11 protein-coding genes are annotated in these 17,585 nt (G+C 35.5%); 7 read left to right on the forward strand and 4 right to left on the reverse strand.

Features of this window, described 5'->3' with window-relative positions:
• Positions 1-50 precede the first annotated feature (50 nt).
• From sov to Q3Y49_RS09740, 7 genes are all read left to right on the forward strand, one after another.
• Positions 51-7,139 carry a T9SS outer membrane translocon Sov/SprA gene (gene sov / locus Q3Y49_RS09710; RefSeq protein WP_303267955.1) on the forward strand — a complete coding sequence of 2,363 codons (7,089 nt, stop codon included), beginning with the start codon at positions 51-53 and terminating at the stop codon, positions 7,137-7,139.
• Between the two features lie 74 nt (positions 7,140-7,213).
• Entirely contained in the window at positions 7,214-7,594 is a 381-nt protein-coding gene (gene gcvH, locus Q3Y49_RS09715) for a glycine cleavage system protein GcvH (RefSeq protein ID WP_303267956.1), read from the forward strand.
• Between the two features lie 80 nt (positions 7,595-7,674).
• Positions 7,675-7,968 carry a VanZ family protein gene (locus Q3Y49_RS09720; RefSeq protein WP_303267957.1) on the forward strand — a complete coding sequence of 98 codons (294 nt, stop codon included), beginning with the start codon at positions 7,675-7,677 and terminating at the stop codon, positions 7,966-7,968.
• Positions 7,969-8,052: 84 nt separating this feature from the next.
• Positions 8,053-8,733: an energy transducer TonB gene (locus Q3Y49_RS09725; protein WP_303267958.1), complete on the forward strand. Its 681-nt coding sequence runs from the start codon at positions 8,053-8,055 to the stop codon at positions 8,731-8,733.
• A gap of 144 nt (positions 8,734-8,877) precedes the next feature.
• Positions 8,878-10,206, forward strand: coding sequence for a DNA recombination protein RmuC (locus Q3Y49_RS09730; protein WP_303267959.1), 1,329 nt, complete (start codon positions 8,878-8,880; stop codon positions 10,204-10,206).
• Positions 10,207-10,236: 30 nt separating this feature from the next.
• On the forward strand, positions 10,237-11,004 hold the full coding sequence (locus Q3Y49_RS09735; RefSeq protein WP_303267960.1) for a peptidase associated/transthyretin-like domain-containing protein: 768 nt from the start codon (positions 10,237-10,239) through the stop codon (positions 11,002-11,004).
• Between the two features lie 53 nt (positions 11,005-11,057).
• Entirely contained in the window at positions 11,058-11,810 is a 753-nt protein-coding gene (locus Q3Y49_RS09740; RefSeq protein WP_303267961.1) for a carboxypeptidase-like regulatory domain-containing protein, read from the forward strand.
• Positions 11,811-11,823: 13 nt separating this feature from the next.
• Here Q3Y49_RS09740 and Q3Y49_RS09745 read toward each other — a convergent pair whose 3' ends face one another.
• The 4 genes from Q3Y49_RS09745 to recQ all read right to left on the reverse strand — a co-directional run bounded on the left by Q3Y49_RS09745 (position 11,824) and on the right by recQ (position 17,390).
• A complete protein-coding gene (locus Q3Y49_RS09745; protein WP_303267962.1) occupies positions 11,824-12,288 on the reverse strand; it encodes a gliding motility lipoprotein GldH in 465 nt (154 codons plus the stop codon).
• On the reverse strand, positions 12,288-13,532 hold the full coding sequence (locus tag Q3Y49_RS09750) for a PSP1 domain-containing protein (RefSeq protein ID WP_303267963.1): 1,245 nt from the start codon (positions 13,530-13,532) through the stop codon (positions 12,288-12,290). Before Q3Y49_RS09750 ends, Q3Y49_RS09745 begins: the two co-directional genes overlap by 1 nt.
• Positions 13,533-13,755: 223 nt before the next feature.
• Positions 13,756-15,045 carry a phosphoribosylamine--glycine ligase gene (purD, locus tag Q3Y49_RS09755; protein ID WP_303267964.1) on the reverse strand — a complete coding sequence of 430 codons (1,290 nt, stop codon included), beginning with the start codon at positions 15,043-15,045 and terminating at the stop codon, positions 13,756-13,758.
• Between the two features lie 167 nt (positions 15,046-15,212).
• Entirely contained in the window at positions 15,213-17,390 is a 2,178-nt protein-coding gene (gene recQ / locus Q3Y49_RS09760; RefSeq protein WP_303267965.1) for a DNA helicase RecQ, read from the reverse strand.
• Between the last annotated feature and the right edge of the window lie 195 nt (positions 17,391-17,585).

Genomic DNA, 17,585 nt, shown 5'->3' on the forward strand with positions numbered 1-17,585 from the left:
AAAGTAGAAGCTTTCAACTTCTTTTACGGGTTTTAATAACTTTTTTCCTCTTGATTGGAGGACATTATCAGCTATTCTCCAAAAGTAACGGATTCAGTTATGAAATGTTTCAGGAGGTACAGCAAGCTCAGGATACTGTTAAAACAGATAGTACCAAAGTAGATAGCGTAAAGAATTATCAACCAAGCAGACGACCAACTTATCAAGCACAAGACCGCTACGGAGACCCTTTTTCTAATGATTTAGGAAATAGTCCATTATTGCTGGAAGACCCTGCTGCCTTAAGTTTGGATGTAGAAATTGATACTGGTTTCAATTATTCAATTTATGAGACCATAGGTGATATTGATTTTCGGCCGACATCATCCATGACCTATGAGGAATTTGCAAAGTATCAGGATGATCGAATTCTAAAAGAATATTGGAAAGAAAGGTCATTAGGTTTAGATGGTGAAAGTGCTGTGAGTGGCCGATCATTAATTCCTCCCCTTTATGTAAGCCCGGTTTTTGATAGATTATTTGGAGGTAGCTTCGTGGAATTGATCCCAAATGGATTTATCACTTTAGATTTTGGTGGGAGATTTACTCGGAATGAAAACCCTAACCTGCCAGTACAACAACAAAGATACTCAAGCTTTGAATTTGATCAGCAAATTAATATGAATGCGGTAGGTAAAGTAGGAGAAAAACTTGCCGTGACTGCCAATTTTGCCAATAATAATTCCTTTGATTTTCAGAATGATTTAAAAGTAGAGTACACGGGTTATGAGGAAGAGATTCTCAAGAAAATTGAAATTGGAAATGTGAGTATGCCGGTAAATAACTCACTAATGTCAGGGGCTCAAAACCTGTTCGGTGTAAAGACGCAAATGCAATTCGGGCATTTATTTGTTACCAGTGTTGCCTCAACACAGAGAGGAAAAGCGGAGAGTGTGAAAGTTGAAGGTGGGTCACAGAGACAAGAATTTGAAGTGCGTTCCTCAGATTATGATGAAAATAGACATTTCTTTTTAGGGCATTTCTTTAGAAATAATTATGAAAGATGGTTGAATGGATTGCCTCGGGTAAATTCCAGTTTAGATGTAAGAAGAGTAGAAGTGTATATTTTAAATAGGAACCAGAATACCCAAAACCTAAGATCTATTGCTGCCTTTATGGATTTGGGGGAAGCTAATCCCAATAATATAAACCAACCTCAATATTTACAATCAGGAATTTCAAATTCTAGCCCTACTGATAATGATGCCAATGACTTGTGGGCAGAAATCAATAATTACAGTAAAAATTATGATAATTTTCTTAATTCCTTAGAAACATCAAGCCCTGAATTGTCTCGTACAGTTGATTATGAAATCATAAATGTAGCAAGGAAGTTAGATGCCACTGAATACAATTTTGATAAGGCCTTAGGTTATATCTCTCTGAGAAGACAGCTCCAAAACGATGAAATGTTGGCGGTTGCCTATGAATACACATACAATGGCCAGCGGTATCAAGTAGGTGAAATGGCAGAAAATTATGGTAGTAGGCCCGATGACGATGTAGTGTTATTGAAATTATTAAGACCCTCAAAAATTAATGTAGATGTTCCTACTTGGGATTTGATGATGAAAAATATTTACAATCTCCAAGGAAATCAAATCAGTCAGGAAGGATTTCAGCTAAGGATAATTTACAGAGATGATAGAACGGGTCAAGATAACCCTAGCTTACATGAAAGTTCGCTGAGAGATATTCCATTGCTCAGAGTCTTTAATCTTGATAGCCTCAATCAAAATAATGACCCTCAACCTGATGGTAACTTTGATTACATTAATGGCTTAACCATTAATCAGCAAGAAGGCAAGATAATTTTCCCAGTATTAGAGCCATTTGGAAGAAGTTTAGATAGTTTATTTAGAGATGATGAGCAAACCTTCAAAAGTAAATACGTCTTTAATACTTTATATCGATCTACTAAAAATGACGCACAACAACTTACTTCCAAAGATAAATTTTTTATAAAAGGACAGTATGAAAGTGGGTCTTCCACTGAAATTGCTTTGCCAGGCCTTAATATTGCTGAGAATTCAGTAAGGGTGAGTGCTGGTGGAACTCCGCTTCAAGAAGGGATTGACTATAGGGTTGACTATAATTTAGGAAGGGTTATTATATTGAATGAAGGAATTTTAAGCTCCGGACGGGATTTGGATATTGATTTCGAGACAGAAGATATGTTCAATTTTCAATCTAAAACTTTGATTGGAACTCGTTTCGATTATGTAGTAAGTGATAAATTCAATGTTGGCGCCACAGTCTTACGACACACCCAAAGACCGTTAGGAGTTTCTCGATACACCATTGGATCTGAACCATCAAGCAATACCAAGTGGGGATTAGATTTGAATTATAGTGATGAAGTCCCCTTCTTAACTAAGATGGTGGATTTCATTCCTTTTATTGATACCAAAGCGCCTTCTTCTCTGACTTTTAGAGGTGAATTTGCTCAATTGATACCAGGCACAAGTAGTCAGGTAGATGGCGAAGGTACTGCTTACTTAGATGATTTCGAGCAGTCTGTAACGGTCAATAATTTAGGTAGCGATTTTGTGAGTTGGAATTTAGCAGCTACTCCTGCTACGCAAGACAATCGATTTGTAGGACAAGGAAAGTACGGGGCTAATAAAAAGAGAGCGAAACTTTCTTGGTATAATATTGATCTTACCTTTTACAACCGATCAGGGCAAAATCTCCCTGAAGTATCAGATGAAGCGAAAGAAAATCATTATGCCAGATATGTCTCTGCTCAAGAAATTTATAAAAATAGAGATGAAAATATAGGCTTAAATGCTCAACAAACCTTTGATATTGCATATTTTCCTGAAGAAAGAGGGATGTATAACTTTAACAGTGACTTAACTACTGATGGTCTACTGAAAAATCCTAAACAGAACTGGGGGGGTATCACAAGGGCTATAACTTCTGAGGTAGATTTTGATAAAAATAATATTGAATATATTGAATTTTGGTTATTAGATCCTTTTATTGAAACTGAAAGAGGAGTGGTTGCGGATGGATCTGAAGACGCTACTAATAATACTACCGGGGGTAAGCTTTATTTTAATTTGGGAAGTGTATCTGAAGACATTTTACCTGATAATAAACTGGCTTATGAAAATGGACTTCCTGCTAATTACGATAATACGGCCGAAGTTGATGTAACGGAAGAGGGAAGAGTGCCATCCAATGCTCCAATAACTGATGTTTTTTCTACAGATCCTTCTGCTCGAGCGAACCAAGATATTGGTTTGGATGGAGTCAGAAACGATTTGGAAGCTGAGTTTTATTCTGATTTTGTCAATGAGATTAATGCCAACTCTGCGATTTCAGAAGAAGCAAAAGCTAGGATTTTGGCAGATGTCTCTGCAGATAATTTTCAATATTTTTTAGGAGATGAATTCGATGCAAGAGAAGCTCCGATAGTAGAAAGGTATAAGAGCTTCAGCAATATGGAGGGAAATACTCCCGCTGGAAACGGGGGTGAAGATTTTAACCCATCTGGTAGTAGATATCCCAATTCTGAAGATTTGAATAATGATAGGACGGTATCCACTCTAGAAGAGTATTATGAATATGAAGTGCCTCTAACCAGAGGCAATCTGAACGTGGCTAACAATCCCTTAATTGTGGATGAAGTGACCGCTTCGAGTGATAATGAAAATGTTAAGTGGTATTTATTTAGGGTTCCGGTAAGAAATCCGTCTAGAACTCAAGGTGAGATTCAAGGGTTCAAAACTATCCGGTATATTAGAACAGTTCTTACAGATTTTGAACAGCCAGTTGTGTTAAGAATGGCTGATTTCCGTTTGGTGGGATCACAATGGCGTAAGTACGATGGGTCATTGGCGCGAACTGGAATTATTGAAACCCCAGAGCAAAAGCCCACTAATTTGGTAATTTCTGCAGTTAGTATTGAAGCCAATTCTGAAAATGGTTCTGGTAAAGTTCCTTATGTTTTGCCTCCTGGCATATCACGTGATCAGGATATTGCTGCTGTGGCTAACCCAGTCAGACAGAATGAAAAATCTATTCAATTATGTGTTGATGATCTCGAGGAGGGTAAAGCTGTGGCAGCATTTAAAAACGTGAATTTTGATTTAATTAATTATAATACTCTTAAGATGTTTCTACATGCACAGGGCTCAAATATTTCAGATGATGACGTTACTGCTTTTGTGAGATTGGGAACTGATTTTGATGATAATTACTACGAAATTGAAATTCCCTTAAAAATTACACCTTATCAAACCACTGATCCAAGAGATATTTGGCCATTGGAGAATGAAATCGACCTTGATATTAATAAATTGTATGAACTAAAATCTAGAAGAAATAGAGTCTTAGGAAATCAAAATATACTATTGCCATATACCGAGCAATTTGGGAAATATACACTTACGGTAAGAGGAAGACCAGATATGAGCTCGGTGCAAACTATGATGGTAGGTATTCGTAATCCTGATGGCGGTAGTACTTTGCCGAAAGACGTTTGCGTTTGGGCTAATGAAATGCGGGTTACTGATTTTGATCAAACCAACGGTTGGGCAGCTAATGCTACTTTAAATGCAAAATTAGCGGATTTTGCCAATATCACTATGGGTACCAATTATTCAACAGTGGGTTTTGGTGGAATTGAACAAAACATTGCACAAAGAACAAGAGAAACCACGGAAGCATATGACATATCAGCTAATATTAGTTTAGGGAAATTTTTTGGGGATGAATCTGGTGTGAAAATCCCTATGTATTTGGGCTATCAAACTTTTACGGCCACTCCATTTTTTGATCCTAGAGATCCTGATATTCCTCTCACGGCTGCACTTGAAAGTTTTGAAACTGCTGAGGAGGCAGAAGATTATAGAAATTTAGTAGTTGATCAAGAAGTGAGAAGAAGTATAAATTTCACTAATGTTAGAAAGGAAAGAAAGCAAGTAGATAAACTAGTTTTGCCTTTTGCTATTTCAAATTTTGATTTTACCTATGCATATAGCGACATAAATCGAAGTAATTTACAAACAGCACAACTTGAAACTAGAAATTATAAAGGTGCAGTCGGTTATAATTATGGTTTTCCGAATGCTAGTATAGCACCACTGAAAGAGGTAGGCTTTTTGGGTTCGCCATATTTAAAGCTCATTCAAGATATTAATATTAATCCTTTACCTTCAACTTTCGGACTTCGTGCTGATCTGGATAGAAGTTATATAAAAACGCAATTACGAAACGACAGGCTTGGGATCGATGGAATTGAGCCTCAATTTCAAAAATCTTTTACGTTAAACAGAAATTATAATCTTGATTGGAATCTAACCGAAAACATTAATATCAATTATTCCGCTAGAGCATTTTCAATCATTGATGAGGCTCCTGGAGAAATCAATACCGAAGAAAAAAGGGATAGCATTATGACCAATCTTCAAAACTTTGGTAGGATGAAGAATTTTGATCAAAGTGTAGTGACCGGGTACCAAGTCCCATTGAGTAAGATTCCGTTTACAGACTGGATATCAGCGGAAGCTCGTTATAAGGTTGATTTTAATTGGACTTCAGGATCTTTGAATCAAATAGATACTTTAGGCCACATCATACAGAACAGTAGTGAGTGGGGACTGAATTCGAGATTGGATATGAATAAACTTTATAATAAAGTTAAGATCTTGAATAGTATTAATAATCCTCCTAGACTTCGTGCAAACCAAAAAGACACAACCTGGACACAACCTGGCGCCCCAATCGTAAAAGGATTATTAAAACTACTGATGTCCGTAAAAAATATCACGGGTAGTTATAATGAAAGAGGAGGGACTCTACTTCCAGGATTTAGAAACAGAGTTTATCTTTTCGGACTTGACTCTTCCCTTACAGCACCTGGTCTTCCATTTGTGTTTGGTAGTCAAGATCCAAGTATAAGGTTTCGAGCCGCAGAGAATGATTGGCTAGCCCAGTCAACTTCTCAGTCAAATTTTTACACTCAATCAATCACCAAAACACTCGATTTGAAAGCCACACTTGAGCCAGCGAAAGATTTGAGTATTCAAATCGATGTTAATAGAACAGTGAACGAAAACTACAGCGAACTCTTTAGATTTAGTGATGAAGCTGATGCTTTCGTAAATCTAACTCCAACGAGAAGCGGGAATTATATAATGAGTTACAATATGATTAATACTGCATTTGTTCCTACTGATGAAAACAGTTCGTCCATTTTTGAAGAAGTACGCCAAAATCGAGATATATTAAGACAAAGACTCTCCACTCTCAATTCTAGTGGTGGTGAATATCAACTAAACCATCAAGATGTTTTAATCCCATCTTTCTTAGCGGCTTATACAGGCACATCTCCAGAGGAAATCTCAAATAATCCTTTTCCAAAAATTCCTCTTCCAAATTGGCGAGTTGATTATAAAGGTTTATCCAATATCAAGGCAATCAAAGAAGTATTTCCAAGCGTTAGTTTAAGTCATGCTTACGTATCCACATTAACGATTAATAATTATATAAATAATGCGGTTTACAGTGGAGAAAGTAATTTAAATCTTAGTAATAGTTTGGAAAACTATCCGCTACCAACAGCGGTTTCTGATAGCGGATTTTATTTACCAGTTTATACAATCGGTCAGGTTTTGATTTCAGAAAGGTTCTCACCTTTGATCGGAGTAAGCTTAAGAAGTTCTGGTAGATTAACAGCCAAATTTGAATATAAAAAAGAGAGAAACGTGGCGTTAAGCACAGAAACATCTCAAATTACAGATCAAAAAAGCAATGATATTGTGATCGATATTGGATTTACAGACCCTAATTTCACTTTACCATTTAAAGTCAAAGGTAGAACAGTCTCACTTGATAATGATTTGACTATGAATTTGAGTGTGACTGTCAGAGATACAGAAGTAGTGCAACGAACCTTAGATGATGGCAGGAATGTACTGGTTGATGGCACAATAAATTTCCAACTAAGGCCCACCATTAATTATACTGTAAATGAAAGATTAAACTTAAATTTTTATTTTCAAAGAAACTTCAACGAACCGAGAGTTCAAAACTCATTTCCAACCACAAATACGTCCTTTGGTGTACAAGTTCGCTTCGGATTGCAATAAATATTTTTGCATCCGAAAAAAGAATGTAATTTTGGGAAAATATTAATCATTAGCCATTTTAAAATAATTTAAGAATGAATATTCCTGAGAATTTGAAATACACCAAAGATCACGAATGGGTGAGAGTTGAAGGTGATGAAGCTTATGTTGGCATTACTGATTTTGCGCAACGCGAATTAGGCGACATTGTATATGTGGAAGTTGAGACTATTGATGAAGAAATTGAAGAAGGAGAAGTTTTTGGAACAGTAGAAGCTGTGAAAACTGTTTCTGATTTGTTTATGCCTATCAGTGGAACTGTTCTCGAGTTTAATGAAGATTTGGAAGACACACCTGAGTCTGTAAATGAGGACCCGTATGAGAAAGGCTGGATGATTAAACTGAAACTGTCCGATACCTCTGAAGTTGAAAAACTGCTGTCAGCTGAGGCTTACAAAGAATTGATAGGAGAATAAATATGTTTCTCAGGTATAACCTGTTTGGAATCATCTGGTTCTTGCTCATATTGTTATTGGGCTTAACTCCTGGAGAATCAATGCCAGTAACCAGCGTATGGGATTTTTTGAATTTTGATAAAATTGCCCATTTTTTCGTTTTTTCGGTTTTGTGTTTTCTTTTGATTCTAGGGTTTTCCAAACAATATACCTTTTTATACTTTCGTTATAAAGCTGTCCCTTTGGCAACTTCAATAAGTTTTATCTACGGATTGGCAATTGAAATAGGTCAAACATTCATTCCTGAAAGAGGATTGGAATTATCAGATATTGTAGCAAATAGTCTTGGAGTTTTTGCAGGATGGTTTGTATTTTATCTGATTTATAAAATTTAATTCGAATTTATTTGAAAAGAATGATAAGATAATTTGAATTTAAATCATTAAATAATAGTTTTACTATCTAAACGATGTTTAATTATGGAACTTAAAAAGAATCCGAAAGCAGACATCAACAAAAAGTCAACGCTTTTTTTGAACATAGGACTGGTTGTTTCCATTTCCTTGGTGTTTTTTGCTTTTGAATACAAATTTTATGATGAAGGGCCGGCCATGGACTTAGGTACGGTGAATGACGATATGGAGGAAATCATGGAGATTCCACCTACGGAGCAGCCACCTCCCCCGCCACCAAAAGTAAAGCTTCCTGAAATCATTGAGATCCCTGATGAAGAAGAAATTGAGGAAGAAATTGAATTAGACTTGGACATGGATATGGATCAGGATGATGCAATTGAGGATATGGTATTCGAGGAAGAAGGCGAAGAAGAAGAAGTTGATAAGGTATTCCAAATTGTAGAACAACAAGCCGAACCAGCTGGAGGAATCCAGGCTTTTTATGACTATGTTGCTAACCAATTAAATGATAAGTATCCACGTCAAGCACAGAGAATGGGAATTGAAGGTGTAGTTTATGTTCAGTTCGTAATTGAAAGAGATGGATCATTAACTGACGTGCAAGCAGTAAAAGGTATTGGTGGAGGTTGTGATGAAGTAGCTGTGGAAGTAGTGAAAAACGCACCGAAATGGACACCTGGTAAGCAAAGAGGTAGAGCGGTACGTTCTCAGAGGGTAATTCCGATTAGATTTGTACTTAATTAATAATATAATATTTTGATAATGAAAAGCCGGTTGATCCGGCTTTTTTTATGTCTATTTTTTCTGGATTATTTTTCTGGATTTTAATTATCTCTCCCTTCGAATCCTTAATTTTGTTCAACTACATAGTATTTTAATTTTAGCATCATGGAAATTGTTGGCGTTGTCATAGGATTACTTATCGGAGCAGTACTGGCATATTTTATTTTTAAGTCTCAAAACACTGGTGGAAAGGATTTAGAACAGCTAAGAGGCGAAAAACAGCAAGTCCTTACAGAGCTAAGTGTATCGAAAAGTCAAAGGGATAATTTAGCTATTGAAATAAAAGAAGAGAAAGAAGCTCACGCTCAAGAGAGAGAAAAAAATATTCAACTTACTCGACAACTTTCTTCAGTGGAGTCGGACTATAAAAATTTGAAAATTAAGATGGATGAACATAAATCCGAACTTGCTGAACTTCAGGAGCAGTTTAAAAGCGAGTTTAAAAATTTGGCACAAGAGATATTCGAGGAAAAAAGCAAGAAATTTACGGATCAAAACAAAACCAATATTGGAGAATTACTGAATCCATTACGAGAGAAGATCGATAAATTTGAGGAGAAAGTAGAGAAAAGTAGCAAAGAAAGTCTAGTCTGGAATACAGCTTTAAAAGAGCAAATTAGCTCTCTAAAAGAATTGAATTTGCAAATAACCAAAGAAGCAGAAAATCTGACCAGGGCTTTAAAAGGCGATTCGAAATCTCAAGGAAATTGGGGAGAAATGCAATTGGAAGCCATTTTGGAAAAGGTTGGTTTGCAAAAGGGAGTGCATTACGAGAAAGAAAAAAATTATAAGAATGAAGAGGGAGCTAATCAAAGGTTAGATTACATCATCAAAATGCCTGACGACAAGTACTTGGTGCTTGATTCTAAAGTGTCTTTAACTGCTTACAGTAACTTTTTTGATGCTGATGATGATATTAAGCAAGCACGCTTCCTTAAAAATCATTTGGACAGTATATATTCTCATATCAAAACTTTAGGTGAGAAGAATTATCAAAATTTGTATGATATTAATCAACCAGACTATGTGTTAATGTTTGTAGCTAACGAGCCGGCTTTAACCATTGCACTGAAGGAAGATCATAGTCTGTATGAAAAAGCTTTAGATAAGAATATCGTCTTGGTATCTACAACTACCTTAATGGCAACTCTTCGTACAATTTCCTACATCTGGAAGCAGGACTTGCAAAATAAAAATGCTATTGAAATTGCTACACAAGCCGGTGCCCTGTACGATAAATTCACAAATTTTACTGATGATCTCCTAAAGGTGGGCAATAACCTTAAAACTACTCAAAATAGTTATTCTGATGCCATGAAAAAATTATATGATGGTAAAGGCAACTTGATTAGAAGAACTGAGATTTTAAGGGAGTTGGGAGCTAAAACCACCAAAAGTATTGATAAGAGACTTTTAGATCGGTCTTTGGAATAATTTTCATATGCATGGCGCGTTTTCTTTTTCATGCGTATTGTTTTTATAGTTGCAATTTGTGTATTTATTCCAAGTCTGCTATGGGGTCAAGATCAGATCACAGGCGTGGTGTTCTCATCAGAGGACTATCAGGTTATTGAGGGTGCTCATATTCTTAATGTATCACAGCAAAAGCTCACTTTTACTTCGGAAGATGGGTATTTTAATTTAATAGCTAACATTGGCGATACAATTAAGATTTCGAATGTAAGTTTCAAGTCTTCTAACTTTGTGGTTCAAGAATTTGATTTCAAAATGATTAGTTTGCATCCAAATGTAATTCAGTTGAAGGAGGTAAAAGTGACGAATTTACCAGAGGATGAAAATGATTTTAAAAGAAGGCTTATAGATCTTGGAGTTGTGGAAATAGATTCATTTATTCCCTTTGGTGTTAATGCAGCTAAGCCTAAAGGCAGAATACCTAAACTTTATAATAGGGAAACCGATGTTGTTTTTGGTGCTGATGAAAATTTTAATCCATCAATAACTGTCCCTATTTCTTATTTTACTAAAAAGTTTAGTAAGAAGCATAAAGCAAAAAGGGACTACTACGAACTGAAAGCTTCAAAAGAACAAGTTTTTGCCAATAGTGAGAAATATAATAAAGAACTTGTTACGAAACTTACAGGTTTAACTGCCAAGGAGCTTATGGATTTTATGGGGTATTTGGATTTTGATTATGATTTTTTATCTAAATCAAGTGATTATGAAGTGGTCAAAACAATTCTTGATAAATTCGAAGAGTATAGTAGCAAATAAAAATTCACTTTTTAGCGTTGAGTTAAAAGAGTTTAAACTTTTAATACCATAAAATGAAAATAGTATTGAGCTTCTTTTTGATGGTAATTTTTACTTTGCATGTGTCAGCTCAGGAATTGCAGGGGAAAGTTACTTCAGCTGCAGATAGTTTGCCGATTGAAGGAGTTCATATTGTAAATACCTCTCAAAATAAAATGGCCATTTCTGATGAGAAAGGAACTTTTTCTTTATCTGTCATAAAAGGAGATACGTTGGTTGCTTCAAACATAAATTTTAATTCAAAGCAATTTGTATTGGGTAATGCTGAGTATCTTAGGATTACCCTAAATCCTGCTGTAATTCAACTTGATGAGGTGAGAGTGAGTAATCTACCGGAAACAGAAGCAGATTTTCGAAGAAAATTAGTGGATATGGGAGAAGTTGAAAATGACAATTTTGTACCTTTTGGAATGAAACCAAATAAACCGAAAGGTAAGATTCCGATAAATTATGATCCCACTTATAACAATTCATTGAAATATGCGGTAACTAAACCCATTTCCTTTTTAGTAAAAAAGATTAGTAAAGAACACAAGAAGAAAGTAAAGTACTATGAAACGGTAGCGAATCAAGGAAATAAAATTGTAAATGACAAAAAATATAATCCTGAAATAGTGAAGGATTTAACTGGTCTGGAAGGAGATGATTTGACCGATTTTATCCATTTTTTAAATATTGACCCAGCGTTTGTCAAACGATCAAGTGAGTATGAAATAGCTGCTCATATTCTTAAAGAATTTGAAGTTTATAAAACAGGAAGAGGCTGAGCTACCCTTAGTATCACTTTAATTGCTCAATTCTAACTCCAATAGAAACAACACCCTCCAATTCTTTTTCTCTCATATACTGCTTAAGACCAATAGTAAAGGCTCCCTTGTCAGCAAAATATACGGAGTCCTCCAGAATTAATTGATGTGAATAAATTTCGCTTTGCCTCTCACCAAATGGCTTGCCGCTTTTTGATTCAAATAAATCTATGTTCAGTAATTTTTCTTCGATTACAGTTGTCGAATCTAATATTTCATATTTTACATATAGATTTCTGTAGGAGTAATCCATAGTGTTACGTACGTTCAATTTGATCTGGTAGGGCAGTTCAATAGAATCTATTTTGAATTTGAATTCAGCGCTTTCCTCCATATTCCAAATTCGGTCTGTGAAATCATGATTATCCTCGTAATAGCGCTCTTCTGTACAAGAAAACAATAGGAATACCAGACCTAAAATACTATAAAATGCCTTCATTAATCTTTTTTATTATTATTTGGAGTGTTCTTGTTTTTATTAAACCTTCTCTTTCCTTTATTTTTTTTGTAGTTTACTTGTGGTTTTTCTTTATCTCCTGATTTTGCGTCATTGCTGGCCTTTACATTACTGGATTTAAATTTGCCGCCTTTTTTCTTTTTCTTTTTAGGCTTCGAAAATTTACGGTCAAGCTTAATTAAATCACTATTAATTTGAACGGAATCCTCAATTTCTAAAACGTCTTCCATTAGCGTATCAGGCTTTTCTCCCTGCTTATTAAGCGCAATTATTTCTGCTACTCTATCCACTTTTACAGGATGCCATATATTGTCTTCCGAATAGCTAAACCACATAATTTTTCGGAAGATATCAGTTTTTTGTAAAGCCAGTGCCCCTTTCTTGGTTTGAAGTGGTTTTTCAACCTCAGGAATTCCACTTAGTGCTTCCATGTAGGTATCCAATTCATAATTAAGGCAACATTTTAATCTACCGCACTGTCCTGAAAGTTTACTCGGATTCAATGATAGATTTTGGTATCGTGCAGCACTTGTAGAAACGCTTTTAAAGTCTGTAAGCCATGTGCTACAGCACAATTCACGTCCGCAGCTTCCAATACCGCCTAGTCTACCAGCCTCTTGCCGCAGGGAGATTTGGCGCATCTCTACTCTTATCTTAAATTCCCCCGCTAGTTTTTTGATTAATTCCCTGAAATCAACTCTTTCCTCCGCTGAGTAGAAAAATGTAGCTTTAGAGTTATCCGCTTGAAATTCAACATCGGATAATTTCATTTTCAATTTGTATTCTTGAATCACCTCTCTGGCTCTGTACATAGTAGGTAATTCCCTGTTCTGCACTTCGTACCATTTTTCTAAATCTTTATCTGTTGCAATGCGGTATATGGCTTTGATTTCATCATCATTTTTGACCTTTCGTTTTTGCATTTGCAAGCGTACCAGTTCCCCTTGCAAGGAAACATAACCAATATGATGACCATTTGGTACATCTACTACAACAGCATCTCCAGTGGTTAAATCAAGATTATGTATATTTCTAAAAAACTCTTTTCTACCTCCCTTAAATTTGATTTCTACAATATCAAAATTATCGTAGTTGGGAAAATCCATATTGGATAGCCAGTCGAAAGCATTCATTTTGTTGCATCCACCTGTACTACAACCCCCGTTATTTTGACAACCTGTTGTGGCGCCTTCCTTATTTTTAGTACCACATGATGAGCATCCCATAATATACTTTATTTTAAGCTACTTTTCAGAGTAGCATTATCAGTTAAATTTAAATGAATACATGCCCTCAAAAGAAATATAGAGGAATATTCATTTGATTATTATTCTGTAAGATTTCTCAACCGCCTTTGCATTTTATATTTTCACATTTATTGTGAATTTTATCTAAATACTAATCAGACGTTAGCTGAAGCAGGATTGAGTTTTCTTTTAATTAATTTGGTCATAGACCGTCTAAAGCCAATAAATCTTGACCAATGTCTTTTCTGTAATAAATATCATCCCAACACACTTTATTTGCGCCAGCATATGCATTTTTTAATGCAATTTCTAAATTATCACCAATTCCCGTTATGGCTAAAACTCTACCCCCTGATGTAACGATCTCATTTTCTTTGGTAGAAGTTCCAGCATGATAGACTTTTGCATTCGCTACATCCTTTAGTCCTTTAATCACTTTGCCCTTTTCATAGCTTTCAGGATAGCCTCCTGCCACAAGCACTACAGTTGCAGCAGTATTATCACTAATTTCAAATGAAGCCTGATCCAAATTTTTGTCATTCATACTCCTAAATATGGATAGTAAATCACTTTTTAATCTCGGCAAAACCGCCTGTGTTTCAGGGTCTCCCATTCTTACATTATATTCTATCACGTAAGGCTCCCCACCAACATTCATCAATCCGATAAAAATAAACCCCTGATAGTCTATGCTATCTTTTTTCAGACCATCAATAGTGGGTTGGATTATTTTGGACTCTACTTTGTCCATGAAATTTGCATCCGCAAATTTTACTGGCGAAACTGCGCCCATTCCACCTGTGTTTAATCCTGTATCACCTTCTCCAATTCTTTTGTAATCTTTTGCTGCAGGTAAAATCTTGTAGTTTTCCCCATCAGTTAATACGAAGACAGAAAGTTCAATTCCCAGTAAGAATTCTTCAATTACCACTTTTTTACTGGCTTCACCAAATTTTTCATCTTGGAGCATTTCAGTAAGTGATTGCTCTGCAGTTTGTAAATTATCACATATAACAACCCCTTTACCACCAGCTAAGCCATCAGCTTTCAGTACGTACGGTGGATTTAAAGTCTGTAAATACGAAATTCCTTCAGATAATGTCGGTTTTTCGAAAGTGGCATAAGCTGCTGTCGGAATATTGTGTCTGTGCATAAAACTCTTAGCGAATTCCTTGCTACCTTCTAATTCTGCTCCAGCTTTTCCGGGTCCTATAATTTGGATTTTCTTTAAATCTGATTCAGCTTCAAAATAGTCCCTGATGCCTGCCACCAATGGAGCTTCAGGTCCGACCACAATCATATCAATCTTTTTAGTTAAGCTAAAATCAGCTATTCCTTTGAAATCAGTTGGGTTTAAATTTACATTTTCAGCTATAGTGGCTGTACCTGCATTTCCAGGAGCGACATAAAGTTTTTGACAATCTTTACTTTCAGCAATTTTTTCCGTAAAAACATACTCTCTTCCTCCAGAGCCCAGTATTAGTATATTCATTTATTCGATTTGATTTTACTTATTCTATCCCGTGGCTACGGGACAATTATGATTAAATTTTGTCTATCATTTTCTCATTCGTTAGAAAATTCAGTTATGTCCACTCTTAGCTCCATAATATCAATTCTAGACAGATGATGGACAGTCTTTGGATAAATCAATTGTTGTTAGTTGGCATAAGTAGATAAAAACTTAATACGCATGAGCCTTAAATCTTCTTCACTGAATTCATCTTCAAATTCATCCAATGCTTCATCAATACTGTCAGATTCTGCAGAAAGAAAATAGTCCATAATTTCCTCTTGCTTTTCATCATCGATTATCTGATTTAAGTAATAATTTAAGTTCAAAGTGGTTCCAGAATAACAAATATGTTCAATTTCATCAATCAGTTCTTCAAAAGAAATATCCTTCATTTCAGCTATTTCCTCCAAGTCAATTTTTTTATCGACTTGCTGAATGATGAAAATCTTCATTTTGGATTTGTTGACAGATGATTTTACCATAACATCCGCAGCTGTGATAATATCATTTTCATCAACATATTCCTTAATCAAGTCCATAAACGGTTTTCCGAACTTCCGAACTTTTCCTAGACCAACGCCATTTACGGCTGCCATTTCCTCATTGGTAGTGGGGTAAGTGGTAGCCATTTCCTCTAAAGACGGATCTTGGAAGATCACATATGGTGGAAGATTTTTTGATTTAGCGACTTTTTTTCTAAGCGCTTTTAATTGAGCGTAGAGTGTTTCATCAAAGGCCTTAGCCGAAACTGATTCTTTTTCAATTTGATCTTCATCGCCATCATCAGTATAAACATGATTAACTGTAAATTGAACATCAGTTGGGTTCTTTAAGAAGTCTTCTCCTGCTTTATTTATTTTCAATACCCCAATATTTTCGATGTCTTTGGATAAATATCCATACAGCATTGTTTGCCGAATTACCGACTTCCAGAATTCAGGATCTTGATCAGCACCAACTCCGTGTACGTCCAATTTGTCATGATCGTAACTACTTACATATTGATCTTTAGAACCTCTGATTACATTTACTAAATGATTGATACCAAATCTTTGCTTGGTTAATTTTACTGTTTTTAAAACAGTAGTCATTTCCTCTTTTGCTTCAAATTTTTCCTTCGGGTGTATACAGTTATCACATTTACCACAATAGTCACTAAATTCCTCTCCAAAGTAATGCAGTAGTTGTTTCCGTCTGCATACAGATGACTCTGCATAGGAAGACATCTCTTCCAACAAGAGTTTGGCATTTTCTTTTTCTGTTACAGGCTTATCCTTATTAAATTTTTCAAGTTTAAGAATATCGTTGTAGCTGTAGAACATTAAGCAATCACCGACTAATCCATCTCGGCCTGCCCTTCCCGTTTCCTGATAGTATCCTTCTACAGATTTTGGAGTGTCGTAATGAATCACAAAGCGAACATCCGGTTTATCAATGCCCATACCGAAAGCAATAGTAGCCACAATGATATCTACATCTTCATTCAAGAAATCATCTTGGTTTTTCATACGGGTAGCACTTTCTAAACCAGCATGATAAGGAGCAGCATTAAACCCGTTAACATTCAGGAATTCTGCAATTTCTTCCACTTTTTTTCTGCTTAAGCAATAAATAACCCCGCATTTGCCTTTCCGATCGTTAAGAAAACGGATTAACTGCTTTTTGGCCTGATTCTTAGGCCTCACTTCGTAATAGAGGTTTTCCCTGTTAAAAGAGGACTTAAATACATTGGCCTCTTCCATATTCAAGTTTTTTTGAATATCAAGTTGTACTTTTGGAGTGGCCGTTGCCGTCAGAGCAATTATTGGGATATTTGATATTTGCTGTAAGATTGCCTTTATTTTTCTGTATTCTGGCCTAAAGTCATGGCCCCATTCAGAAATACAGTGTGCCTCATCAATGGCAGCAAAAGAGATGTTAGCTTGCTTTAGAAATTCAACATTTTCCTCTTTAGTTAAAGATTCAGGAGCAACATAAAGAAGTTTTAAGTCTCCGTTCATCACTTCTTTCTTCACCCTCTTTATTTCTGTCTTGGTAAGGGTGGAATTTAGAAAGGCAGCATTTACCCCTAATGCGACTAAGGTGTCTACCTGATTTTTCATTAATGCAATTAGTGGCGATACTACTAAGGCGGTTCCCTCTTGGGAAATAGCAGGTAGTTGGTAACAGAGAGATTTCCCTGCTCCAGTTGGCATAATCACAAAAGTGTTTTTACCATTTATTAGATTTTGCATTATCAATTCCTGATTTCCCCTGAATTGATTGTATCCAAATATCTCTTTTAATTTTTCTTTTAAAGTAGCTTCTTGCTCTTCTATCATTTCTTTAGCACAAATTGCTTAATTATTATATATTCATTGAATCTCATGTCAAATTTAACAGCTATTCATGAGATACTTTGAATTTAATAAAAAATATTAAAAACATTGCCTTAATATCTTTAATATATAATGTGTCGAGTGTAAGAATATTATTGAAAATGCCTTATTTCTCTTAAATCATATTTTTCGCAATTT

The sequence above is a fragment of the Marivirga harenae genome (assembly GCF_030534335.1).
Taxonomy (GTDB): Bacteria; Bacteroidota; Bacteroidia; order Cytophagales; family Cyclobacteriaceae; genus Marivirga; species Marivirga harenae.